Annotated in this window: 25 protein-coding genes; 9 read left to right on the forward strand and 16 right to left on the reverse strand. The window is 58.0% G+C overall.

Going from position 1 to position 23,091, the window contains the following annotated elements; all coding sequences use genetic code 11:
- Nucleotides 1–23 precede the first annotated feature (23 nt).
- Entirely contained in the window at nucleotides 24–365 is a 342-nt protein-coding gene (locus GH784_RS20500; RefSeq protein ID WP_013636580.1) for a tRNA-binding protein, read from the forward strand.
- A gap of 121 nt (nucleotides 366–486) precedes the next feature.
- Here GH784_RS20500 and GH784_RS20505 read toward each other — a convergent pair whose 3' ends face one another.
- The 4 genes from GH784_RS20505 to GH784_RS20525 all read right to left on the reverse strand — a co-directional run bounded on the left by GH784_RS20505 (nucleotide 487) and on the right by GH784_RS20525 (nucleotide 3,942).
- Nucleotides 487–1,866, reverse strand: a complete 1,380-nt coding sequence (locus tag GH784_RS20505) for an ATP-binding protein (protein ID WP_003513442.1) — start codon at nucleotides 1,864–1,866, stop codon at nucleotides 487–489.
- 30 nt (nucleotides 1,867–1,896) lie between these two features.
- Complete coding sequence (locus GH784_RS20510) at nucleotides 1,897–2,610, reverse strand: response regulator (protein ID WP_003513441.1); 714 nt, start codon at nucleotides 2,608–2,610, stop codon at nucleotides 1,897–1,899.
- Between the two features lie 2 nt (nucleotides 2,611–2,612).
- On the reverse strand, nucleotides 2,613–3,140 hold the full coding sequence (locus tag GH784_RS20515) for a MarR family winged helix-turn-helix transcriptional regulator (RefSeq protein WP_003513440.1): 528 nt from the start codon (nucleotides 3,138–3,140) through the stop codon (nucleotides 2,613–2,615).
- Between the two features lie 202 nt (nucleotides 3,141–3,342).
- Nucleotides 3,343–3,942: a DUF1236 domain-containing protein gene (locus GH784_RS20525; protein WP_003513439.1), complete on the reverse strand. Its 600-nt coding sequence runs from the start codon at nucleotides 3,940–3,942 to the stop codon at nucleotides 3,343–3,345.
- Nucleotides 3,943–4,176: 234 nt separating this feature from the next.
- Between GH784_RS20525 and GH784_RS20530 the strand changes: the two genes are divergently transcribed.
- On the forward strand, nucleotides 4,177–4,821 hold the full coding sequence (locus GH784_RS20530) for an MBL fold metallo-hydrolase (RefSeq protein WP_041694481.1): 645 nt from the start codon (nucleotides 4,177–4,179) through the stop codon (nucleotides 4,819–4,821).
- Between the two features lie 92 nt (nucleotides 4,822–4,913).
- On the opposite strand, the gene GH784_RS20535 is transcribed toward GH784_RS20530, so the two are convergent.
- The 4 genes from GH784_RS20535 to GH784_RS20550 form a co-directional block, all read right to left on the reverse strand.
- Nucleotides 4,914–5,129, reverse strand: coding sequence for a cold-shock protein (locus GH784_RS20535; RefSeq protein ID WP_003494703.1), 216 nt, complete (start codon nucleotides 5,127–5,129; stop codon nucleotides 4,914–4,916).
- A 443-nt stretch (nucleotides 5,130–5,572) separates the two neighbouring features.
- Nucleotides 5,573–6,475, reverse strand: coding sequence for a DMT family transporter (locus tag GH784_RS20540; RefSeq protein WP_065702316.1), 903 nt, complete (start codon nucleotides 6,473–6,475; stop codon nucleotides 5,573–5,575).
- A 141-nt stretch (nucleotides 6,476–6,616) separates the two neighbouring features.
- Entirely contained in the window at nucleotides 6,617–6,928 is a 312-nt protein-coding gene (locus tag GH784_RS20545) for a hypothetical protein (RefSeq protein WP_083211489.1), read from the reverse strand.
- 145 nt (nucleotides 6,929–7,073) lie between these two features.
- Nucleotides 7,074–8,003: an EAL domain-containing protein gene (locus GH784_RS20550; RefSeq protein WP_035198647.1), complete on the reverse strand. Its 930-nt coding sequence runs from the start codon at nucleotides 8,001–8,003 to the stop codon at nucleotides 7,074–7,076.
- A 209-nt stretch (nucleotides 8,004–8,212) separates the two neighbouring features.
- Here GH784_RS20550 and GH784_RS20555 point away from each other — a divergent pair, with 209 nt between their 5' ends.
- Nucleotides 8,213–9,415: a pyridoxal phosphate-dependent aminotransferase gene (locus GH784_RS20555; protein WP_003513431.1), complete on the forward strand. Its 1,203-nt coding sequence runs from the start codon at nucleotides 8,213–8,215 to the stop codon at nucleotides 9,413–9,415.
- A 59-nt stretch (nucleotides 9,416–9,474) separates the two neighbouring features.
- Here the strand turns inward: GH784_RS20555 and GH784_RS20560 are convergent, their stop codons facing one another.
- Nucleotides 9,475–10,581, reverse strand: a complete 1,107-nt coding sequence (locus GH784_RS20560; protein ID WP_065702318.1) for a calcium:cation antiporter — start codon at nucleotides 10,579–10,581, stop codon at nucleotides 9,475–9,477.
- Between the two features lie 197 nt (nucleotides 10,582–10,778).
- Here GH784_RS20560 and GH784_RS20570 point away from each other — a divergent pair, with 197 nt between their 5' ends.
- Nucleotides 10,779–11,045 (forward strand): DUF2188 domain-containing protein, encoded by a 267-nt coding sequence (locus GH784_RS20570; RefSeq protein WP_003513427.1) that lies wholly within the window; start codon nucleotides 10,779–10,781, stop codon nucleotides 11,043–11,045.
- A gap of 109 nt (nucleotides 11,046–11,154) precedes the next feature.
- Here GH784_RS20570 and GH784_RS20575 read toward each other — a convergent pair whose 3' ends face one another.
- Entirely contained in the window at nucleotides 11,155–12,126 is a 972-nt protein-coding gene (locus tag GH784_RS20575) for a LysR family transcriptional regulator (RefSeq protein ID WP_003513416.1), read from the reverse strand.
- 63 nt (nucleotides 12,127–12,189) lie between these two features.
- On the opposite strand from GH784_RS20575, the gene GH784_RS20580 reads away from it, so the two are divergent.
- Both GH784_RS20580 and GH784_RS20585 read left to right on the forward strand, forming a co-directional pair.
- The gene (locus tag GH784_RS20580) at nucleotides 12,190–13,227 is read left to right on the forward strand and encodes an NAD-dependent epimerase/dehydratase family protein (RefSeq protein WP_065702319.1); all 1,038 of its coding nucleotides are present in this window, start codon (nucleotides 12,190–12,192) and stop codon (nucleotides 13,225–13,227) included.
- Nucleotides 13,227–13,616 carry a DUF6220 domain-containing protein gene (locus tag GH784_RS20585; RefSeq protein WP_025594112.1) on the forward strand — a complete coding sequence of 130 codons (390 nt, stop codon included), beginning with the start codon at nucleotides 13,227–13,229 and terminating at the stop codon, nucleotides 13,614–13,616. The genes GH784_RS20580 and GH784_RS20585 overlap by 1 nt, the downstream gene beginning before the upstream one ends.
- Before the next feature lie 56 nt (nucleotides 13,617–13,672).
- On the opposite strand, the gene GH784_RS20590 is transcribed toward GH784_RS20585, so the two are convergent.
- The 4 genes from GH784_RS20590 to trxB form a co-directional block, all read right to left on the reverse strand.
- Nucleotides 13,673–14,785 carry an alkene reductase gene (locus tag GH784_RS20590; RefSeq protein ID WP_065702320.1) on the reverse strand — a complete coding sequence of 371 codons (1,113 nt, stop codon included), beginning with the start codon at nucleotides 14,783–14,785 and terminating at the stop codon, nucleotides 13,673–13,675.
- Between the two features lie 127 nt (nucleotides 14,786–14,912).
- Entirely contained in the window at nucleotides 14,913–15,203 is a 291-nt protein-coding gene (locus GH784_RS20595) for an ArsR/SmtB family transcription factor (protein ID WP_003513408.1), read from the reverse strand.
- A gap of 598 nt (nucleotides 15,204–15,801) precedes the next feature.
- Nucleotides 15,802–16,698 (reverse strand): LysR family transcriptional regulator VtlR, encoded by an 897-nt coding sequence (locus GH784_RS20600; protein ID WP_003513405.1) that lies wholly within the window; start codon nucleotides 16,696–16,698, stop codon nucleotides 15,802–15,804.
- 24 nt (nucleotides 16,699–16,722) lie between these two features.
- Nucleotides 16,723–17,697, reverse strand: a complete 975-nt coding sequence (gene trxB, locus GH784_RS20605) for a thioredoxin-disulfide reductase (protein ID WP_003513403.1) — start codon at nucleotides 17,695–17,697, stop codon at nucleotides 16,723–16,725.
- A 254-nt stretch (nucleotides 17,698–17,951) separates the two neighbouring features.
- Here trxB and GH784_RS20610 point away from each other — a divergent pair, with 254 nt between their 5' ends.
- Complete coding sequence (locus tag GH784_RS20610; RefSeq protein ID WP_003513401.1) at nucleotides 17,952–18,419, forward strand: Lrp/AsnC family transcriptional regulator; 468 nt, start codon at nucleotides 17,952–17,954, stop codon at nucleotides 18,417–18,419.
- A 31-nt stretch (nucleotides 18,420–18,450) separates the two neighbouring features.
- On the opposite strand, the gene GH784_RS20615 is transcribed toward GH784_RS20610, so the two are convergent.
- Both GH784_RS20615 and greA read right to left on the reverse strand, forming a co-directional pair.
- Nucleotides 18,451–19,506, reverse strand: coding sequence for a glycosyltransferase family 4 protein (locus GH784_RS20615; protein WP_065702321.1), 1,056 nt, complete (start codon nucleotides 19,504–19,506; stop codon nucleotides 18,451–18,453).
- 91 nt (nucleotides 19,507–19,597) lie between these two features.
- Nucleotides 19,598–20,074, reverse strand: a complete 477-nt coding sequence (greA, locus tag GH784_RS20620) for a transcription elongation factor GreA (RefSeq protein WP_003513396.1) — start codon at nucleotides 20,072–20,074, stop codon at nucleotides 19,598–19,600.
- 221 nt (nucleotides 20,075–20,295) lie between these two features.
- On the opposite strand from greA, the gene GH784_RS20625 reads away from it, so the two are divergent.
- Nucleotides 20,296–21,528: a putative DNA modification/repair radical SAM protein gene (locus tag GH784_RS20625; protein WP_065702322.1), complete on the forward strand. Its 1,233-nt coding sequence runs from the start codon at nucleotides 20,296–20,298 to the stop codon at nucleotides 21,526–21,528.
- The gene (locus GH784_RS20630) at nucleotides 21,528–22,973 is read left to right on the forward strand and encodes a UdgX family uracil-DNA binding protein (protein ID WP_065702323.1); all 1,446 of its coding nucleotides are present in this window, start codon (nucleotides 21,528–21,530) and stop codon (nucleotides 22,971–22,973) included. Before GH784_RS20625 ends, GH784_RS20630 begins: the two co-directional genes overlap by 1 nt.
- The last annotated feature ends 118 nt before the right edge of the window (nucleotides 22,974–23,091 follow it).

A 23,091-nucleotide genomic window follows, 5' to 3' on the forward strand; every position in this document is an offset into this window, starting at 1 on the left:
GAGCAAGCTGGCGGGAGCAGGGCATGAGCAGTGAAATTTCCTATGCCGATTTCGAGAAGGTCGATATCCGTGTCGGCACGATCGTTGAGGCAGAGCCTTTTCCGGAAGCACGCAAGCCGGCGATCAAGGTGAAGATCGATTTCGGCCCTGAGATCGGCATCAAGAAATCCTCGGCGCAAATCACGGTGCATTATACCCCGGAAAGTCTGATCGGCCGGCAGGTGCTGGGTGTGGTGAATTTTCCGCCGCGCCAGATTGGCCCCTTCCGCTCCGAAGTTCTGACATTGGGGTTTGCCGATGGCAACGGCGACATCGTGCTCGCCGGGGTGGAGCGGCCGGTGCCGAACGGCGAGAAAATGTGCTGAGAACGCACAACAACACGCAACCCAAAGATTGCGCAGGCTGAACACTCTTTCTCCGTCATTCCGGTTCAAGGCTGGAATGACGGAAGCGGGCGAGCCGCATCACATTTTTCTCTCCGCTGCTCTACGCCGGAATTTTGACGATTACCCGCAATCCGCCCATCGGGCTGTCGTCCAGCGATACGTCACCGCCATGGCTGCGGGCGATGTCGCGGACGATGGAGAGGCCGAGCCCGGTGCCAGAGGCGTTGAGGTTGCGTGCCTCGTCCAGCCGGAAGAATGGCTTGAAGACATCCTCCCTTGACGCTTCCGGAATACCCGGCCCGTCATCATCAAACGTCATGATGATGGAGCGTGGCGCCTTGCGGATGTCGATATGGAGCTTGCTGGCATAGCGCCGGGCATTCTCCGCGAGATTGGCGACGAGGCGGGAGAGGGCATTCGGGCGCGCGATGATCTGGTCGATATTATAAAGCTCATAGCTGAATTTTTTGCCGTGCAGCTCGAAATCATAGTCGATTTTTTCCAGAAGTGCCGGAAGCTCCAGCGTGCCGACATCCTCCTCGACATCGGTGCGGGCAAAGGTGAGGTAGGCCTCCAGCATCGACTGCATATCCTCGACATCCTTGTCCAACCCTTCCAGATCAGGATTGTCGCCGGCAAGCGCGAGTTGCAGCTTGAAACGGGTGAGGATGGTGCGCAGGTCGTGGCTGACACCGTTCAGCATGGCAGTGCGCTGTTCCATCTGCCGCTCGATGCGTTCGCGCATCAATATGAAGGCAAGTCCCGCCCGCCGCACCTCGTCTGCGCCGCGTGGGGAATAGGCGCTGATCTTCTGGCCCCTGCCGAAATTTTCGGCCGCCTTGGCAAGCGCTTCGATAGGCTTGATCTGCCCGCGCAGGAACAGGATGGAAATGGCGATCAGGACCAGCGATGCACCGACCATCCAGACAAGGAAAATATGCGTGTTGGAGGCATAAGCGGCGCTGCGACTGGTAAAGACGCGGAGCGTCTTGTCTTCGAGCTGGACACGTATTTCAACCAGGGAACCGTTGCCATAAGTATCGATCCAGAATGGCCGGCCGATTTGCTGGGTCAGCTGATTGGCGAGGATCGTATCCAGAATGGAAAACAACGGTTCTGGTCTCGGGGCCGGCAAATCGGCCTTCGGCTCGATGTAGATGCTGAGACCCAGCTTCTCGCGAGCGATGCGGATGACGCGCTGATAGTCGTCTTCTTCCTCGTCAGTTTGCAGAAGCTCGATGATCGCTGCGATATCGCGCGTTACAGCGGAGGAAAGGCGCTCGGTAACCAGCTGCCAGTGACGCTCCATGAAAACGGCCGCGACAACGCCCTGAAGCAGGATCATCGGCAGGATGATGATCAGCAGCGAGCGCGTATAAAGCCCGGTGGGCAGCCAGTGGCGAAGCCATCTGGTAAATGCGCGCCAGGTCTTCGCTACGCCGCTATTCCTGACAGTGATTAGAAAATCGAGGCTCGCCATGGCTGTGCGCCCGCCTTTCGTTTGTCCTTGTCAATCCACGCTCAGGCGGTAGCCGATGCCACGCACCGTTTGCAGATAGACCGGGTTGGCAGGGTCGTCCTCGATCTTGCGGCGAAGGCGGTTGATCTGCACATCGATTGTTCTTTCGCCCACTTCGGATTCCGCCTCGACCAGCTCGTGCCGTGGAATGGTATCGCCGGCGCGAAGCGCAAAGAGCAGCATGATCTCCTGTTCGCGATCCGTCAGGCGGATCGTTTCAGCGCCGCGCCGCAATTCCTTCCTGGGGATAGAGAAGCTGTAGGGGCCGAACATGATCTGTTCGATCTTGGGCGTATCCGGCGAAGTGTTGCGCCGCAGGATGTTGTTGATACGAAGGACAAGTTCGCGCGGATCGAAAGGCTTTGCTAGATAATCATCCGCGCCGGCTTCCAGCCCAGCAATTCGCGAATCCGCCTCCGAGCGGGCGGTCAGGAGAATGACCGGCACGGATTTGTTCTCATTCAGCGAGCGGGTGAGCGAAAGCCCGTTTTCCCCCGGCATCATCACGTCGAGAATGAGAAGGTCGAAACGGATGCCGACCATCTTGCGCCGGGCTTCTGCCGCATCGGCTGCGACGGAGATGCGGTATCCCTTGTCGCCGAGGAAACGTTGCAGAAGATTGCGAATGCGGGCGTCGTCATCGACGATCAGAAGGTGGGCCGCATCGTCATCGGCGGGAGGGAGTTTTGTCGTTGCCGTGGCCATCGTCAGTCGCCTTCCCCCGGTGTCGGGCTGCGCATCTGCGCCAGAAACTTGCGAACGCAAGCGCGGGCGTCGGGTCCAAGCCCTTCCAGCGCACGGTCGATCCGGCGCGACTGCGGCTCGCTCAGCGCCAGCGCCAGTTCGCGCCCTGTCAGCGTTGGATAGAGCCTGCGCTGGCGGCGGTCTTCCGGGCCAGCCATCTGGCGGATATAACCGTCGTCGATCAATTGCTTGAGCACGCGGGCAAGGCTCTGCTTGGTGATCTGCAGGGTGTCGAGCAGATCCGCCACCGTCATGCCGGGCTGCCTGCTGACGAAATAGACCACCCGGTGATGCGCGCGCCCATATTCCAGTTTCGAAAGAATGACATCTGGATCGGAGACGAAATCGCGATACGCGAAGAACAGCGCCTCTATCGTATCGAAGTCGATCTTGCCGTCGTCAACCTTCGGGAGTGCCGGTGTCTGCCTGGCGGCTGCGGTTTTGAGCGATTGCGGTGGCACTGCGGTTCCTTCATATTCTGCGGCTGACATGCGTCGATGCGCCAATATTCTGTAAACATAGCCGAAAATGCGTCCGCTCGGGAGGATGCCGCGATCATTTTCTGTTGCGGTGGATAATATGCTGCGGGTGCCGGTGCAACTGGAATCCTGACTGGCCTTTACCGGAAATAGAAAAGAGCGCGGAAAGCCCGCGCTCTTCATTGGTTTCATGCTGCCGGTATCGAGTTCGCGTCTACTGGTAGACGTAGACAATCCGGCGCGTCGATGGCTCTACCAGGACCGGCACGTCGTTCACCTGAACGTAGCGATACTGGTAATCAGGGATTTCCACGAGCCGGGTATCGGAGGGCAGGGTGCTGCCGACCGCTACCTCGCCATCAAAGGTGACAGTGTCCGCAGGGTGCTCGTCAATATATGAGATGACTGTTTCGGGCGGATTGACTTCACCGACGCGGCCAAGGTTCGGATCGCCGGGGTTGGGTTCTGCCTGTACGCTCGAGGTCTTCTCGTAAGTCACGACCGGCACGCTGATATCGGAGCGGCGCTGTTCGAGAATGACAGGAGAGCCCTCATACATGACATTCAGATAATCCGCATGTGCCCAGCCGCGCAGGCCGTTGACTTCGATGCGGCACCAGCTGCTGCCGTCCATGCAGCCATCAAGAACCGCATTGCTGCCACGGGTAGCAAGGCCAAGCTCGGGATAATCCTCGCCTGGGCCCGAACGAACGGAAACGTCCGATGCTGTTGTGGCGACCATGGCGGCGTTTGCGTAACCGGCCATCAGGGCGAAAGCGCCGCCAGCCATGAGCATTTTAAGCGTCTTGTCCATGTGTCTCACTCCTTTTAAGACTGGACCTACAACGTCGCAGCCTTCAGGGCGTTCCACATTTTTCACAGATACCTCCCGTCTCGGGCGGGAACATTTCCGATATCTAATTGAATTAGCTCATATTTTTTGGGAGTGGCAAGGTCACCGGAAACCGTTGCTTTTTCCTCCGCCATTGTGCCGGAACCGGCCGCAGGCTATAGGAGGCGGGATTTGTCAGACAGGGAGACACGGGATATGGGAAAGTTGCAGGCGGGCATTATTCCGGTCACGCCGTTCGAGCAGAACTGCACCATTCTCTTCGATGAGGATACGAAGGAAGGCGTTGTCGTCGATCCCGGCGGGGATGTGGATGTCATTCTTCAGGTGGTTTCCGAAAACGGCATCACGCTCAAGGAAATCTGGCTGACGCACGGCCATCTCGACCACGCCGGCGGCGCCAAGGAACTGCGCGAGAAGCTTTCCCTGCCGGTGATCGGCCCGCATGAGGACGATCGACCGCTGCTCGAGAGGATCGAGACGCAGGCCGAGAAATACGGCATAAGCGGCCTTCAGAACGTTTTGCCGGACAGGTGGCTGAATGAGGGCGACACGGTATCTTTCGGGGATCATGTCTTTGAAGTCTACCATTGCCCGGGCCACGCTCCAGGTCACGTCATCTATTATAATCGCGACCAGCAATTCGCCCATGTCGGCGATGTGCTGTTTGCGGGGTCGGTGGGGCGTACCGACCTGCCGGGCGGGAACCACGAGCAATTGATGGCGTCCATTCGCGACAAGCTGCTGCCGCTGGGTGATGATGTCGGATTTATCTGCGGCCATGGCCCCGGCGGGCGGCTTGGCGAGGAGCGGCGCACCAACCCCTATCTCAAGGGGATTTGAGTTTCCGGGCGCGTATTGGCGCCTCCGGATTGGGCATAAAAAAACCCGGCATTCCTGCCGGGCTTCAACTAGAAATGAAAGCCGTTTTAGGGTTAGCCAGCAATCTGCAGATTGACTGCCTTCGGGCCCTTGCCGCGACGATCCGGTTCCGTGTCGAAGCTCACTTTCTGATTTTCTGAAAGTCCGGACAGGCCGGAAGCCTGTACGGCAGAGATATGAACAAAGATATCAGCGCCACCATTGTCTGGCTTGATGAAGCCGAAGCCTTTGTCTGTGTTGAAGAATTTTACGGTGCCAGTTTCGGCCATGCATCAGGTCCTTTTCGCTCTGCCCGCGTTCAGCTACAGGCAGCATTACAGTTTTGCCCCGCGAGGGCGTTGGCAGGCAGCTCTTGACTATTGAGAAAAAGGACCTTCACAGCGGGAAGTAATGGCGTTCTCATCCAACGTTTTTCGTCCCACCGCCCGAGGTTTATAGCGTCCCCAGTGCGCAAATTTATAGGCCTTCCCATGCTCGCAAATTGCCCGAACCGCAGTAGATTGCTGCGTTTATGGAAAATTGGCAAGCAAAAGTTTTCACGGGCTTTTTGTCGGATAAAAACCTGCGGTAGAATTCCTGCGCGTAGTCGCACATTTTTTCCGCATATTTGATAATTGATGAAATAATTGCCGGTTGCCTTCGGTTTCCGGGCAAAATTTTGAATGCGGCGGTACGATTTTTCCTCGAAACAGAAAAATCAGTTCTTTCTGCGTCAGGCCGTTCCAACGGCGGTTTTTTGCCGTTTACGCGTCAGTTCCGGCACCAGTTCGACGATCAATATAGCGGCGAAAATGATCACGCAGCCGATATAACCGGCGCTGGAAATGGTTTCATTCAGGAAAATCGACGCCAGCAAGGCACCGAAAAGCGCCTCTGAAGACAGAAATATCGCAGCCTGCGGCGCGGTCGTATACCGCTGGGCGACAACCTGCAAAACGAAGGCGAGGCCGGAGGATACGAGGCCGACGTATAGAATTTCCGCCAGCGACCCCTCTATGGACGCCATGCTGATGGGTTCTACCGCAAGGCCGATCATGCAACTCAAGAGAGAGCAAATCGCAAACTGAGTGCATGAGAGCGCAAGCGGCCGTCCGCTTTCGGAAACGAAACGACCTGCGAGCGTAATCTGGATTGCCCAGAAGAAGGCGCAGATGATGCTGAGAATATCGCCCTGCGTCAGCGCCTCGAATGCGCCGCCCGAGAGCAGGAATATTCCGCCCAGCATCATCAGGGCGCCGGGCCAGACGATCCAGTGGGGATGGCGCCGGTAAAGAACGACGGCGATCACGGGCACGAAGATGACGTAAAGTCCCGTCAGGAAGCTGGAATTGGTGACGGTTGTAGTCAAAAGCCCGACCTGCTGCGTCGTCGCGCCGCCGAACAGGGCGAGGCCCACAAGGATGAAGCCGCCGATTTCCCTGCGACGTGGCGACGATTTTTTCGAGCGGTTTTCCATCAGGGCGAATGGCATCACGGCGATGGCGGCAATGGCGAAGCGTAAACCGACGAACCAAAATGGCCCGATCGAGGTCATGGCGGATGATTGTGCGACGAAACCGCCTCCCCAGATCGCCGCGGCGAGCAGAAGCAGCATGTTGGCCTGAATACGCGTCATTGATGGCACCAGCACAGCAGGGGCCCGAAGATCATTCCGTCGCGGCCTTGGCATTTCGGGGATTTTTGAAACGTCGTTCTGACGACTTCCCCTGTGCTTTAGCAGCAACACGCCGATGCCGCAAGTCGAGGAGAGGGCGGCTTACTTGTGGCGGCGGGCCTCGTCCTTCAGGCTTCGCCGGGTGAGCGCGAGGCCGCCTATGCCGAGGCTTATGAAGGCTGCGGCGGAGAAGATAACCAGCAACAGGTGGCCGCCCGCCCGCGCGGTTGCCGTCACCTGCGGAATAGAGGATGTCTGCAGGGTGTCGATTGCCTGAGAGGCTGCATTGGCCGAGGTTGCGATCCCGGCGGCCATGGTGACGACGACAAGAAAGGCGGCAATGGCCATCCAGAGGGAAAACAGCGTTCTCTGCGCCCTTAACCGTTCAACTGATGTCCTGTCGTTGGTAAACATGGCGATCGCCTCTTGTCCCTGTTCTCAAAGGATAAAAGAGGCTTCGAAATGGACGGCTTGGAGACCGAATTCAGGCGTTCCGCAGTATTTATTGTGGCAATATCGTGGCAAAGCCGATTTCGAGACAATTTCGCTGTCAACGGCCTCAAAGGCCGCGTTTTCCGAAGGTTCGGGTCTGGCGCAGGGTATGCGGCTCGGCGAGGCGGTCTTCACGCGGGAATGCCGGTGTCGCAGTACTTCTGTCCGACCTTGGCGAGGGTGAAAAATATCCGCTGCCGAGTTCGGGAAAGCGAGCGTCGAAACTCGTCGGCGCTAGTTCGGGTTTTGCCAACACGTATCCCTGCATCAGCAGGACGCCGAGGTCCTCGCAGATATCCACCTGCCTGCCGGTTTCCAGTCCTTCGAACACCGGCTCTATCCCATCGTCGCGAAACTGGCTGACGATGACGCGCAGAAGGGCGGCGCCTGCCGAATTCTGCATGAAATCACGCACCCAGCCTGCCTCGAATTTCACATAGTCCGGCTTGATGAGTTTCACCCGGTCAATGTCGGAATCGCCCGCGCCATAATCGTCCAGCGCCACGCGAAAACCGATGTCATGCATATGATAGGCGAAGTCGGCGACCATCTGCGTATCGGAGACTTTTTTCTCGGAGATTTCGCAGACGATGCGGTCTGCCGTCATGCCGGCCTCGTGGGCGGTAAGGCGCATGCGCTCCACTTCCTGACGCATCTTGGCCGGGGTCTGGAACAGGCCCGGATGGAAGTTGACGAAGACGCGGGCGCGCGAACGATTGAGCCTGCCGGTATTGAGAATGTGGATCGTGCGCAGAATACTGTCGATATTCTCTATATCTTCAGGCGCCACCAGCGAGAAGAATTCACCCGGTGTCACAGGTTCGCCGTTGCGATGGGGGCGCACCAGACCCTCGAAGGAATCGATGTCGAGAGCGCCGTTCATCGTTCGGCGAAAGATGGGCTGCAGGGCGGATTTCAAGTTGAAGGTGCCATAGGCCGTGGACCATGTGCCATCGACCTCGCGGACAAGACTGGAAAAGATGCTTTTGGGCGCCATTTTTCAACCAGCTACAGAGACACGACCTCTAGCCGGAGAATATAGCGCATCAAGCGTTACTTCCGGGTTAAGGAAGGTTTAAATTCTTCCCCGTGTCACATATGCTGCTTTTGACCTTGAAAGAGCGCCTGTCTTTCGACATAGAAAATGCCGCAGAAGACAGGATTTTCCGCCTCTGCCGATGTCAACCACAACAGGACCGATTAAAAATGGCCTTCCTTGCCGACATTCTCTCCCGCGTAAAGCCATCCGCCACCATCGCTGTTACCCAGAAAGCCCGTGAGCTTAAAGCGAAGGGCCGCGATGTGATCAGCCTTGGCGCCGGCGAGCCGGATTTCGATACGCCCGAAAACATCAAGGAAGCCGCCATTGACGCCATCAAGCGCGGCGAAACGAAATACACGCCCGTTTCAGGTATTCCTGAACTGCGCAAGGCGATCGCCGACAAGTTCAAGCGCGAAAACGGTCTGGACTACAAGCCGGAGCAGACCATCGTCGGCACCGGTGGCAAGCAGATCCTTTTCAACGCCTTCATGGCCACCCTCAACCCGGGTGACGAAGTCGTCATTCCTGCACCTTACTGGGTCAGCTATCCGGAAATGGTGGCGATCTGCGGCGGTACGCCTGTCTTCGTCGACACGACGCTCGAAGACAATTTCAAGCTGAAGCCGGAAGCGCTGGAAAAGGCGATCACGCCGAAGACCAAGTGGTTCGTTTTCAACTCGCCGTCCAACCCTTCGGGCGCTGCCTATTCGCATGACGAGCTGAAGGCATTGACGGACGTGCTGGTCAAGCATCCGCACGTCTGGGTGCTGACTGATGACATGTACGAACACCTGACCTATGGCGACTTCAAATTCGTCACGCCGGTTGAGGTGGAGCCTTCGCTCTATGACCGCACGCTTACGATGAACGGCGTCTCCAAGGCCTACGCCATGACCGGCTGGCGTATCGGCTATGCAGCCGGCCCGCTTCCGCTCATCAAGGCCATGGATATGATCCAGGGCCAGCAGACCTCGGGCGCCAGCTCGATTGCTCAGTGGGCGGCTGTCGAAGCGCTGAACGGCACGCAGGATTTCATTCCGGCCAACAAGAAGATTTTTGAAGGCCGCCGTGATCTCGTCGTCTCCATGCTCAACCAGGCGAAAGGCATCAATTGCCCGGCTCCGGAAGGCGCATTCTACGTCTATCCGTCCTGCGCCGGCATGATCGGCAAGACCGCGCCGTCCGGCAAGGTCATCGAATCGGATGTGGATTTCGTCTCCGAGCTTCTGGAAGCCGAAGGTGTTGCCGTCGTGCAGGGATCGGCGTTCGGCCTCGGCCCGAACTTCCGCATTTCCTACGCCACGTCGGAAGCACTGCTGGAAGAGGCCTGCAAGCGCATCCAGCGCTTCTGCGCCGATTGCCGCTGATCGGTTTGCGATCTTGAACGAAGAAGCCCGGCAGCGATGCCGGGCTTTTTTTGTTGCGGCTAAAGCCCGAGAAACAGCAGCATGATGAAGGTGGCGAAGAGGATGAAATGCGTCATTCCCTCGATCGCGTTGGTTTCACCGTCATTGAGGTTGATGGCGGCGGCGATGAGGGTGATGAAGACCATGACCGTCTGGACCGGCGTCATCGCCATGATGAACGGCTGACCGGTGTAGAGTGCGATGCCCTCCATCACAGGGACGGTGAGGATGACCGTCGAAAGCGATGCGCCCATGGCGATATTGACCACGGCCTGCATGCGGTTGCGCAATGCGGACCTGAGCGCGGTCAGGATTTCCGGTGATGCGGAGATCGTCGCGACCACGACTGCCATCAGTGCCGGTGGCGCGCTTGCGCCCTCGAGGCTCTGGCTTAGGAAGGCCGCCATGAATTCCGCCAGCACGCCGATCAGCACGACGCCCGCGATGATGAGACCGATGGAGAGGGACACGCTGCCCTCATCCTCGTCCTCCGTGTGATCGCCGGATGGATGACCGCTGGGATGAGCCTTGCGGGGATAGGCGTAGCTGAAGAAATAGCTGTGCGGACCAACCTGCATTTTCAGGAACAGCGCATAAAGCGCGATCATTGCAACGATGGTGAAGGCGGAATAGACGTGCCAGCTTTCCTTTGGGATGAATTCCGGCACGATCATCGAGATGCCCATGGCAGTCAGGATCATGACGCCGTAGGTCTTGCCGGAATCGTCATTGTAAGGCTGCTCGCCGTGGCGAAGGCCTCCCAGCAGGGCGGCCAGTCCCAGAATGCCGTTGATGTCGATCATCACGGCGGAATAGATCGTGTCACGCACGAGCGTCGGCGAGTTGGATTCGCTCATGATGATGGCAAGGATCAACACTTCCACCGCCACGGCAGACAGCGTCAGTATCATCGTGCCATAGGGGTCGCCGACCTTGGCGGCGAGGATTTCGGCGTGGTGGGCAACCCGCATCGACACCAGAACGATCATCCCGATCAGGGCGATCGCGGCAATCAGCGACGCCGTTTTGCCGGCCTCGAATATCGCATGTTCGGCCATACAGGCGACGGCTGCCACCGGTATTGCCAGCAGCAACATGCGCTCCTGCTTTAAAATAGAACCCGCCATCGATTTCCCTTCCCCTGAGAGTGTGAGGCTGTGACGTATCGTCGTTAAGATCAAGCAGGATTTGCGCTTGAGTGCTTTTGGTAGGATAGTAGTACGGTCAAGGACATGCTGCTCATGCCGTGTTGTCCCCCGTTGGGTGCAATGCTTGAAGCGCGGTTGTGGTTGCGATGTCGCCTACTGAAACAGGAGGAACATGCATGACAAAAGTGGTATATGAAGTCGTGGAACATGACGGTGGCTTCGCCTACCGCATGAACGGCGCTTATTCCGAAACATTTCCTACCTATGCCGATGCGGTCGAGGCCGCGCGCATCGTTGCTGCCGAACAGCAGGTGGGCGGCGATGATGAGGAAATCAGCTATCAGGACGAACGCGGCCAGTGGCATGAGGAATATAGCCAGGGCGGCGACCGGCCGGAGGCGGAAGTGGTCGACAAGATTTCACCGCCGGCCAGACCGTTTTGATGGAGTGCGTCAACATTTCCGGTGAGAACAGCATCACGCTCCATGCTTCGCCGGTATGTCTTGCGGATTTGCGGGCGCAAGGCCGCGCGTCATCGATGCTGTAATGGCGCTAGCGTCGTTGCGGCGGGGCGCCCGGATCGGTTTCCTTCAGGTGGGCCTTCAGGCCGTCGACAAGGGCGCTGAACACGGCACGGCATCGCGGCGAGGTCTTGAGATTTTCATGCATCGCGACCCATGCGTGCAGCGGGATGTCGGTTTTCGGAAGGACCTGGACAAGCCGCGGATCCTTGCGCGCCAGGCCGATCTGACAGACGCCGATGCCTGCGCTGGCGCGGATCATGGCAAGCTGGGCGAGGTTGCTGTCGGCGCGAATTTCGAAGGAAATTTCTTCGATATCGGGTATTTCCGGATCGAGCGAGCGCATGCGCTGGATCGCCGCCCTGATGAAAGGCGTCTTGCGGTCGAAACCGATCATACGGTGGTTGTTCAGTTCTTCCATGTTTTTCGGGGTGCCGGCTCTTGCCAGATAGTCGCGTGTGGCATGAAATCCCAGACGGAAATTGCCGATATAGCGCATGACGATGGCATCCTGCTGCGGTTCGGTCATGCGGATGGCGATATCAGCCTCGCGCCGCAAAAGGTCTTCCAACGTGTCGGAGAGTGAAAGTTCTATTTCAAGCCGGGGATGAATCTCCTGCATGGCAGCGATGATCGGCGGCAGCATTTCAACGCCGATGATATCCGATGCGCTGATACGAACGGTTCCTTCGATCTTGCCGACCTCGCCGGAGGCCGCCCGCATAAGGGCTGCGGCCGTCGCCGCCAGATTTTCCGCATAGGGCCGGAGCGCCAGCGCCGCTTCCGTCGGCATCAGCCCGTGCGGCGAGCGGATGAACAGCGGAAAGCCGATGGCCTCTTCCAGCGCTCCGATATGGCGCCCAGCTGTCGGTTGGGTAATGCCGAGTTCGCGGGCGGCGGCGGAAAGCGAGCCGTCGCGCAGCACGCTGAGGAAGGTGCGGTAAAAATCCCAGCTGACATCGCGGCTTCTGATTATAAGATTTTGTATAGCGGCTCCACTCATTTGGACAATTTCGTATATCGCCTGATAGCCCGATACTCCAGCCCAGAAGAAGGAGTAATGGCAATGATATATGAAATCCACGCAAATACAGCAGAGAATAACCGGCCTCTGGCGCTGATTGTTGGGGCGAATGGTGGCGTCGGCAGCCATGTCTCAAAGATGTTATTGCAGCGCGGCTGGCGGGTGCGGGCGATGACTCGCCGATCGGCACCAGTTGATGCCGTCGATGGCGTCGAGCGCGTGACTGGCGATGCCATGAACCGGGAGGATGTGGTGAAGGCGGCAAAAGGCGCCGGGCTCATCGTCCATGCAGTCAATCCTCCGGGATATCGCAACTGGAACAGCCAAGTGCTGCCGATGCTCGAAAATACCATAGCCGCTGCCGAGGCCTGCGGGGCAAGGATCGTGTTTCCAGGCAGCATCTATAATTTTGGCCCGGATGCCTTTCCGCTTCTGACGGAGGACAGTCCGCAAAAGCCTTTCACCCGCAAGGGCGGCTTGCGCGTTGAAATGGAGCGGCGTTTGAAAATGGCGTCGATGCGCGGCGTGCCGGTCCTGATCGTCCGCACCGGTGATTTCTTTGGTCCTGACGCGAAGAACAACTGGTTTTCGCAGATGCTGGTGCGACCGGGCAAGCCGGTTCGCAGTGTTCAGAATCCAGCAGTACCGAATGCCGGGCATCAATGGGCCTATCTGCCGGATGTTGCGGAGATAATCGGGCGGCTGCTCGATCGCTCGGACGAGCTTCAGACGTTTGCCGTCTACCACATGGAGGGTGTCTGGGATTTCGACGGGCTGCAACTGGTTGGGGCAATCGAGCGGGCCGTCGGCCATCCGGTCAAGATGCGGCGGCTTTCGTGGTTAGCCGTCGGGCTGGCTGCACCGTTCGTTCCCCTGTTCCGCGAAGTCATGGAAATGAAATATCTCTGGCAGATGCCGATCCGGATGAGCAACCGCAAGCTTGTCGAATTCCTCGGGGCGGAACCGCGAACGCCGATCGATGCGGCGGTATCGGCAACATTGGCGAGCCTTGGGTGTCTCGCCGAGGTGCAGCAACCGGCGGGCCTTCATCATGCGACCGATGCCGGGGGTAGGGTGTGATGGTCACAGTGGCTAATGGATTTTCCCGGCGGCGCCGTATGTTCGCCGTGATTTCGGCAGGCGTGCCGGTGTTGATTTTCGCGCAGGTGCTGCTGGCCGGGCTGTCGATCTATTATGACGGATCGCTGCTTGTGGTTCACAAAGGGCTTGGCATGCTGATCGCCGTTCCCATTGTATCTCTAGTCGTGCTCGCCCTTCGTCATGATGACCTCCGGCCAAACCTTGGGCGCGCGCTCGTGCTCCTCGCTCTCTACTGCCTTCAGGTGGCGTTGATGAGCATCGGTCGGGAAACGGGCAGTGGCTTTCTGCAGGCGCTGCATGTGGCCAACGCCTTCGTAATGGGCGCATTTTCAGACTTTGCTGCGCGGCAGGCGCGAGGCCTGTCCTGAAACGGCAAAACGCCGCACCGCTGTGGAGCGGTGCGGCGTTTCAAGTTTAGCACTGATCAGCCAAGAGCCGGGTAGTCGGTATAGCCTTCAGCCCCGCCACCATAGAAGGTCGGCTGGTTCGGCTCGTTCAGCGGCGCGTTGTCCTTGAGACGGCGCACCAGATCCGGGTTGGCGATGAAGGCCTTGCCGAAGGCCACGGCATCAACCCTGCCGCTTTCCACCGCCTCGATGGCGCTCTCACGGTCGTAGCCATTGTTGGCGATCCACAGGCCCTTGCCGCCCGCATTGCGATAGGCGGCCTTGAAGGCTGCGTAATCGAAGGGCTTGTCGCCCTGCTTGAAGTCGCGCGGACCACCGGTCGCACCTTCAACAACATGGATGAAGGCCAGATTGCGTTTGCCGAGTTCTTCCGCAACGTAATTATAGAGTGGCTGCGGGTCGGCCTCGAAAATGTCGTTGGCGGGTGTGACGGGTGACAGGCGAATGCCGGTGCGGCCTGCGCCAATCTCTTCCGCAACCGCATCGACGACTTCGAGAAGGAAGCGGGCGCGGTTTTCGATCGAGCCGCCATATTCGTCGGTGCGCTGGTTGGTGCTGGATTTCAGGAACTGCTCGATCAGATAACCGTTGGCGGCATGGATTTCGACACCGTCGAAACCGGCCTCAAGTGCGGCGCGCGCGCCGGTCCGGTAATCTTCAAGGATAAGACCGATATCGTCGATGGTCAGTGCGCGGGGCTCGGAGGTTTCCGCAAACGCGCCGGTGCCGTCATCATTGATGATATAGGTCTTGGACTTGGCGATAATCGCGGAAGGGGCGACCGGCTGTCCGCCATGCGGCTGGAGCGAGGTGTGGGAAATGCGTCCCACGTGCCAAATCTGCGCGACGATCTTGCCGCCGGCGACATGCACGCCATCCGTGATCTTTTTCCAGCCCTCAACCGCTTCCTTCTTGTAGAGGCCCGGAACATCCGCGTAACCCTGGCCTTGCTGGGAAATCGGCGTGCCTTCGGTCACGATCAGCCCGGCTGTTGCGCGCTGCTCGTAATAGGTGGCGTTGAGATTATTGGGAATTGCCCCCGGCGAGCGGTTGCGGGTGAGGGGAGCCATGACGATACGGTTGGCGAGAGCGATATCGCCGGCCTGTGCCGGTTCGAAAAGACTTGTCATGCGACTTCACTTTCTGGTCGGTTGGCGAAATTGCGCGGCTGGCGCGCTTTCCTAATGTATGGGCATAGGAGAGAAAACCGCCTTGCAGTTTCCGGTCCGACGCCCCGGTCTTATAAGCTTGGGAGGCTCAAAGATTGGCTTGCAGATAATTGCGGAAGGCGTCGATGGTTTCCTCGTTGCGTTCGAAAAACACCCATTGCCCAACTTTCTTTGACCTTATCAGGCCAGCTGCCTGCAAAACCGCCAGATGTGAGGAGACCGTCGATTGCGACAGGCCGCTGATCTGGAACTGATTGGCGCATACGCCCATGCTGAGCGGATGGTCCTGACAGAAGTGACTTTCAGGGCTCTTCAGCCACTCGAGGAACTTCAGCCTTGCGGGGTGTGAAAGGGCTTTGAGGATTTCCTCCGGGTTCATCTGCGTTTCTCTAATATCTGACATGTTCGATATTTATATCGATATTTTCCGATATACAATTCACGTCTCTGTGAGGTAGTCACCCGGGCCGAGAACGGCGCGCAAAAAAATGGCCGCCGGATTTCTCCGCGGCCAATGAGTTTGAAGGTTAAAACCTCCAGAGGGGAACAGCTGTCGCGTGCATAGGCAGGCGTGACAGCTGATTGAAATATGGGAGTGGCAAGAATGCAAAACAAGGTTGCATCATGCGATATTTCGCCAAATTGGAGAAAATTCTTGCGGGTAAAAAAAGAGGGCCGCCGGATAAATCCAGGGCCCTTTAAGTGTGAAGGTCAAAAACCTCCAGAGGGGAACAGCTGATGCGGTGGAACTGGGAGGAAAAGCCACCGTGTGCATCAACTGAGAGCGATATGGTGCTTTTTTGTGCACGAAACAACTCTTTTTTGTGCAGGTCAGGCATGCGTGCGATGCAGGTCTGGATATTTCCGGTATAATTTATGTGCAAAGCTGAAGCGCGGCGCGTCTGGCGCGCCGCCATCTTGGGAAGGCCAACTCCATGAATTAGTATGATATTTTGTGGCGCTGGCCTATTTAAACGTCAGAAGTTCCAGTTCCGTGCCTTGGCAACGACGAAGTCGCGGAAGGCTTTCAGTTTTGCAGCGTTTTTCATCTCGTCCGGGTAACAGAAGTAGGTGTCGAACGAGGGAATATCGGCGGCAAGCGACAACTGAATCAATCCCGGATCGCGCCCGACGATGTAATCCGGCAAACAGGCGATACCTATTCCCAGCAGGCAGGCGCGCTTGATCGAGGTCTGGCTGTTGATCTGAAGATGCGGAATGCGGGTGTTGTCCGACGAGCGTCCCGCATTTTCCAGCCAGTTGACATCAAGCAGATAGTTGGGTGCCGGTTCGCCGAAGGAGATGATGCGGTGGTTGTCTAGATCCTCGATCGACTGCGGCTCGCCGTGGCGGTTGATGTAGGACGGCGCCGCATAGACGTGCATGTGCACCGTGAACAGCTTGCGCTGGATAAGGTCGGACTGTTGCGGCTGGCGCAGGCGGATGGCACAATCGGCGTGGCGCATGTTCACATCCAGCTCCTCATTGTCGAGGATGAGCTGGATCGACATTTCCGGATAGAGCTGCAGGAATTCCTGCACCTTGTCCGTCAGCCAGCCCTGGCCGAGACCAACAGTCGTCGTCACGCGCAGCTTGCCGCTCGGCTTCTCCGTCGTTTCGGTAAGTTGCATCTTGACGGTTTCGAGCTTCAGCAACACGTCGTGGGCGGTGCGATACAGCAGTTCGCCCTGCTCGGTGAGGATAAGACCTCTGGCGTGGCGGTGAAACAGCTTCACGCCAACATCCTGTTCCAGCGCGCTGACCTGGCGGCTGATGGCCGACTGGGACAAATGCAGCTTGTCGGCAGCGTGGGTGAAAGACCCCGCTTCGGCTGCGGCATGAAAAATGCGCAGTTTATCCCAGTCCAATGGCATTGCCATGCCTATCCTGCCTTTCGGTTATTCGGCTGCTACCGCAAGCGGCTGCTGCGCGGTGAGGTACCGTTCTGCTTCAAGGGCGGCCATACAGCCCATACCGGCGGCGGTGATGGCCTGACGGTATATGTCGTCGGTAACGTCGCCGGCGGCGAAAATACCTTCCACGTCGGTAGCGGTGGAATCGGGCGCGGTCCACATGTAGCCATTGTCCTTGAGCTTCACCTTGCCCTTGAACAGTTCGACGGCCGGCGCGTGGCCGATGGCGACGAAGACGCCGTCGATGGGCGTATCGCTGATCACACCGGTCTTGGTGTCACGCAGTCGCACACCCGAAACAGAGGGTGGCATTGGTGGCTTGGCGGGAGCGCCGGTGATTTCGGCGATTTCCGTGTTCCACAGGATCTTGACGTTTTCCTTGGCGAAGAGCCGTTCCTGAAGGATTTTCTCCGAGCGGAAACTGTCGCGGCGGTGCACGACGGTTACGGACTTGGCGATATGGGCGAGATAGAGCGCTTCCTCCACGGCAGAGTTGCCGCCGCCGACCACGATCACATCCTTGTTGCGATAGAAGAAACCGTCGCAGGTGGCGCAGGCGGAAACGCCAAAGCCCTGAAAGTGCTGCTCACTCTCGATGCCGAGCCACTTGGCCTTTGCGCCTGTTGCGATGATCAGCGTGTCGGCGGTCCAGACCTGACCGGAATCGGTCTTGACCACGAAGGGGCGCGTGTTGGTTTCGACTTCGGTCACGAGGTCGCTGACGATTTCCGCACCCACATGCGTCGCCTGCTTCAGCATCTGGTCCATCAGCCAGGGGCCCTGGATCGGATCGGCAAAGCCCGGATAGTTTTCGACATCGGTGGTGATCATCAGCTGGCCACCCTGTTCCATGCCGGCAATCAGCACGGGTTTCAGCATTGCGCGGGCCGCGTAGATCGCCGCGGTATAACCGGCGGGACCAGAGCCAATGATCAATACCTTGGTATGGCGGGCAGACATGGAAACAATCCTTTTTAAAGTAGCGGGGCCTTTCGGCAGCAGAACATTCCAGCCGAAGCACGGTGGACAGGCCGCAACCCCTTCGTTGCCCGGTATTTAAGGTTGTCTAGTGCCTTTATTCAAGGGCAGCCTTGCGTTACCAACAAGGCAGTTGTGGATGCGCGCGCAATTTTGTGACCGGCCGGCGGCATATTGTTGCGAATCCTGCGCCTGGTAGTACAAGGAAGTTCTCCGGCTTAACGAGGAACCTCTCCGTGACCAGCGTCGAACTCGATGCCATCGATCTGAAAATCCTGCGCGAATTGCAGCGCGACGGGCGCATGACCAACGTGGAGCTGGCCGAACGGGTCGGTATTTCCGCGCCGCCGTGCCTCAGGCGCGTCCGCAAGCTGGAAGAAGCCGACGTGATCGAGGGTTATCACGCCATGTTGAACGCGCCGAAGCTCGGTTTCGATCTGGTTGCCTTCTGCATGGTCGGCCTCAAGCGCCAGTCGGACAGCAATCTGAAAGCCTTTGCAGCGGCGACGGCCGGATGGTCGCTGGTGCGCCAGGCCTGGATGGTATCCGGCGAAAGTGATTTCCTTCTGCATTGCATCGCCAGAAACCTGACCGAGTTTCAGGATTTCGTCATCGAGGTTCTGACAGCGGACGAAAACGTCGACACCGTGCGCACCATGCTCACCATCCGTCAGGTCAAGCGCGTCGGTCTGGTGGAAATCTGATCGGCGGACCTTTGAGTGATTGCGCCGGCGCTTACCCGCGCCGCAACGCGTCATAGATCGTGCCGAGACTGGTCGCCTCTTTTTCCAGCGGAAATGCAGTACGCACATGCGCAAGTCCGGCACGGGCATGGTCACTGGCGAGAGCAGGATCGGCAAGATAGGTTTTAATGGCATCCCGCAGGGACGCGTAGTCGCCGGCCTCAACGACCATGCCGGTCTCGCCCTTGACGATCATTTCCTCATAGGCGCCGGCATTGCTGGCAACGACAGCCGTCTCGGACGCCATGGCTTCCAGTGGTGTCAGGCCAAAGCCCTCGTTGCGTGACGGTGCGACATAGAGGGTTAGCCGCCGATACCAGGGCTTGATGTCGTCCACCTCGCCCTGAAACGCGATGCGGTCCGCAAGACCGGCTGCTGCGACATCGGCCACGAGCTTGTCGGCGAAGGCCTTGTGCTCTGCGGTCACGCGGCCGGAGATGACGGCCGTCCATTCGGGATAGTCGGGCAGAAGTTCGATCATGGCGCGCACGAAAAGGTCTGTTCCCTTCTGGTGGCGCACCCGTCCGAAACATCCGATGAGAAATTGCCCCGGCAGGCCGGTCGAAGCGATCGTATCCTCCGAGCCGGTTGCGGGATGAAACAGCTCGGTATCGACGCCATGCATGACGACGCTGTGTGGTACTTCCAAAAACGAGCCTGAGCGGCCGCTTGTCGCGACGACCGCATCCATTTTTGAAATCAGAAAGCGGGTATAGGCGGAATGTCGCCTTTGCGCCGCCGAGGTGAACATCAGCTTCACCTTCATGCGCAGCACGTCACGCATGAGAATGCCCGGCAACATTTCGAGATTGCGGCGGGCGTGCCATATGCGCGGACCGCTGAGCGGGCCGTTTTGCCAGAGCCGCCACAGATCACGGAAGCGAACATGTGGCAGATGCTGCGGCAGGCCCGGGCCGATGACGCCCACTTTCTGACCCAGCCGGTTTTGTACCGGAATAAGCTGCACGATGGTGGAGGTAACGCCGGAGAGCCTGCGCTTGAAGTTCGGCGCAAGCACCTGCACATCTTTCAGACTGGCGTGGGACAAGATGGGCTTCCGTCTTTGCGGCTAAGGCAGGATGTTCAGTTCAGGATATCAATGCAATGCGCCCGAGGGGCGCATTGCATGAAAGGGCAGATCAGCCCCACTGTACGGCGAGAATCTCGTAACCCTTGGCGCCGCCCGGTGCGTTGACTTCGATGCTGTCACCGACTTCCTTGCCGATGAGGGCGCGGGCGATGGGCGAGGAAATGGAAATGCGTCCAGCCTTCACATCGGCTTCCTGGTCGCCAACGATCTGATAGATTCTCTCCTCGTCGCTATCCTCGTCGATAAGCTTGACGGTGGCGCCGAACTTGATCTTGGAACCGGACATCTTGGAAAGGTCGATGACTTCCGCGCGTGCGGTCAAGTCTTCGAGTTCAGTGATGCGGCCTTCGTTATGGCTCTGGGCTTCCTTGGCAGCGTGGTATTCGGCATTTTCCGAAAGGTCGCCATGGGCGCGCGCCTCCGCAATTGCCTCGATGATACGGGGGCGCTCCTCCTGCTGGCGAAAGCGCAGCTCCTCCTGCAGCTTGATGAATCCACCGTGCGTCATCGGTACTTTTTCTACCATTTTTTTATCCTTCGCAGTCCTGTCGCTTTACTTGCAGACACAAAAAGAAACAGGTTCCGGAGGGGAACTCCGGAACCATGCCAAAATCATAACTAAGCCGACTATATCAGAAGACGACAACGAAATGCCAGCAAATTTGAGACGGGCATTTTCTTGCATTCGTTCAGGGCTTTAACAGATGAGATTGACATTTTCCAATAGAACATATAGTGAACATAACCATGAAGAAGTCAATCAGGCAACGGCTAGCCATTCTTTCCGATGCGGCCAAATACGATGCGTCCTGTGCCTCCAGCGGCACGACGAAACGCAGCTCTGCTGCATCCGGCGGACTTGGCTCCACGGAGGGGTCGGGCATATGCCATGCCTATGCGCCGGACGGGCGCTGCATTTCGCTCCTGAAGATTTTGCTCACCAATTTCTGTATCTATGATTGCGCCTATTGCATCAATCGTTCTTCGAGCAATGTCGAGCGGGCGCGGTTTACTGCCGAGGAGGTGGTGTGGCTGACGCTGGAGTTCTATCGGCGCAACTATATCGAGGGGCTGTTTCTCTCTTCCGGCATTATCCGCTCTTCCGATCATACGATGGAAGAGATGGTGCGGGTGGCGCGGGAACTGCGCGTCACGCATGGCTTTCGCGGCTACATACATCTGAAATCCATTCCCGAAGCATCGCCAAAGCTTATTGAGGAAGCGGGGCTTTACGCCGACCGGCTGTCGATCAACATCGAATTGCCGACTGATAGCGGCGTCAGCCGTTTTGCGCCGGAAAAGCAGCCCGCTAATATTCGCCGCTCGATGGCTGATATCCGCCTGAAGATCGAGGAGGCGGGGGAGCCGACTGTCAGGACGCGAAAGACCAAACGTTTTGCGCCTGCCGGACAGAGCACGCAGATGATCGTTGGGGCGGATGGGGCTGATGACAGCACCATTCTGTCCACCAGCGCCCGGCTTTATGGCAGCTATGGTTTGCGGCGCGTCTATTATTCGGCTTTCAGCCCCATTCCGGATTCGTCGAAGAACCTGCCGCTCATCAAGCCGCCTTTGATGCGGGAACACAGGCTTTATCAGGCCGACTGGCTTTATCGTTTTTATGGGTTCGACATTGGTGAAATAACCGCGATCGGCGGTAACGGAATGCTCGATCTAGATATAGATCCAAAGCTTGCCTGGGCGCTGAAAAATCGCGACCGTTTTCCAGTGGACGTGAACGTGGCGGATCGCGAAATATTGCTGCGCGTGCCCGGCTTCGGTACCAAGACGGTCGCCTCGATCCTGTCTTCACGCCGGTTTCGCCGATTGCGGCTGGAGGATATCGCCCGCTTCGGCGTTTCCCTGAAAAAGGTGAAGGCCTTCATCGTTGCCGACGGCTGGACGCCGGGCAAGCTGACCGAACGGCCGGATTTGCGAGCGATGTTTGCTCCGCAGCCCGAACAATTATCGCTGCTGTGATGTACGGCCCGGTTCTGGAAGGGCGGGGCGATTTCGGCGAGTGGCGTGATGCGGCGCGCGCGGCTCTCGCCGCCAATGTGCCGCCGGAGGCGATTGACTGGCGGTTGCGGGATGAGAAAGGCGGGCTTCTCGATTTTGCCGGAGAGCCTTTGCCGGCGGCCCGTGCGGATGACGTGCAGGTGTCCGTTCCAGCCTCCTTCGTGACGTTGGCGCAAGCGATTATCTGTCATAGCGATCCGGGTCGTTTCGCACTGCTTTACCGGTTGCTGTGGCGGCTGAAGCGGGATCGCGCCCTGTTGCAGTTGAAGTCCGATGCGGATGTTTCCGAAGCCCGGCAGCTTGAAAAATCGGTCCGCCGCGATTGTCACAAGATGACGGCCTTTGTTCGCTTCAAGGAATTATCCTTGCTGCAGGGGCAGGGCGGGCGGCGGCGCTTCGTTGCATGGTTCGAGCCGGATCACTTCATCGTCGAGCGCACCGCCCCGTTTTTCCAGCGGCGGTTCACGGATATGGACTGGCTGATCGCGACACCGAACGGCTCCGCGCGGTGGGACGGAAACGTGCTGGAGACATTGCGGCAGGCCGCTTCCAAGCCTGAGCTGACGGATGAAACGGACGAGCTGTGGCGAACTTATTATGCCAATATATTCAATCCGGCGCGTCTGAAGATAAAAGCGATGACGGCAGAGATGCCAAAGAAATACTGGAAAAATTTGCCGGAAGCCGAGCTTATTCCAGGTCTCGTTCTCGGTGCCGAGGCGCGGGTGCTGGAGATGGCGGCAAAGGCTGCGAGCCAGCCGCAACCATTCCATCACCGCCTGCAGGCCGCGGCCTCGGCGCGTGAAGAGCCGCCACCGGCGCCGGACGGTACGCTCGCTTCATTGGCGCGGGAGGCTGGCCAATGCACGCGCTGCGCCCTGCATTGCAAGGCAACGCAGACAGTATTCGGCATGGGACCTGAAGATGCGAAAGTGATGATCGTCGGGGAACAGCCGGGAGATCACGAGGATCTTGCCGGAAAACCTTTCGTCGGTCCCGCTGGTCAGTTGTTCGACCGGACGTTGGTTGAAGCCGGTATTGACCGCAAAAAGCTTTATGTCACCAACGCCGTCAAACACTTCAAATACGAGGCTCGCGGCAAGCGGCGCATCCACCAGCGACCGGATGCGGGCGAGGTGCAGCAATGCCGCTGGTGGCTTAACAAGGAAATCGAGCTGGTACGGCCGAAGCTTATCGTTGCCATGGGTGCAACTGCGCTTTATGCGCTGACAGGCGGCAAGGAAAAGGTCTCCGAGGTTCGGGGTCGCCCGATACCGATGCAGGAGGAGCGGACGCTTTTTGTCACGGTGCACCCTTCCTATCTTCTTCGCCTTCCCGACTCGCAGCAGAAGGAGGCGGAAATGCAGAATTTCAGGAATGAAATTGATTTTATAAGATTATTCTAATAGACTGTTTTGTGTGTTGCTATGCTATATTGGATGATCATCGATATCTTCATCGATATGATTAAATTTTTGTTTATTGGTTATTTTTATTGAAATTTTATACTTGATACCATAATTC

This window comes from Agrobacterium tumefaciens (assembly GCF_009649785.1).
GTDB classification, from domain to species: Bacteria; Pseudomonadota; Alphaproteobacteria; order Rhizobiales; family Rhizobiaceae; genus Agrobacterium; species Agrobacterium tumefaciens.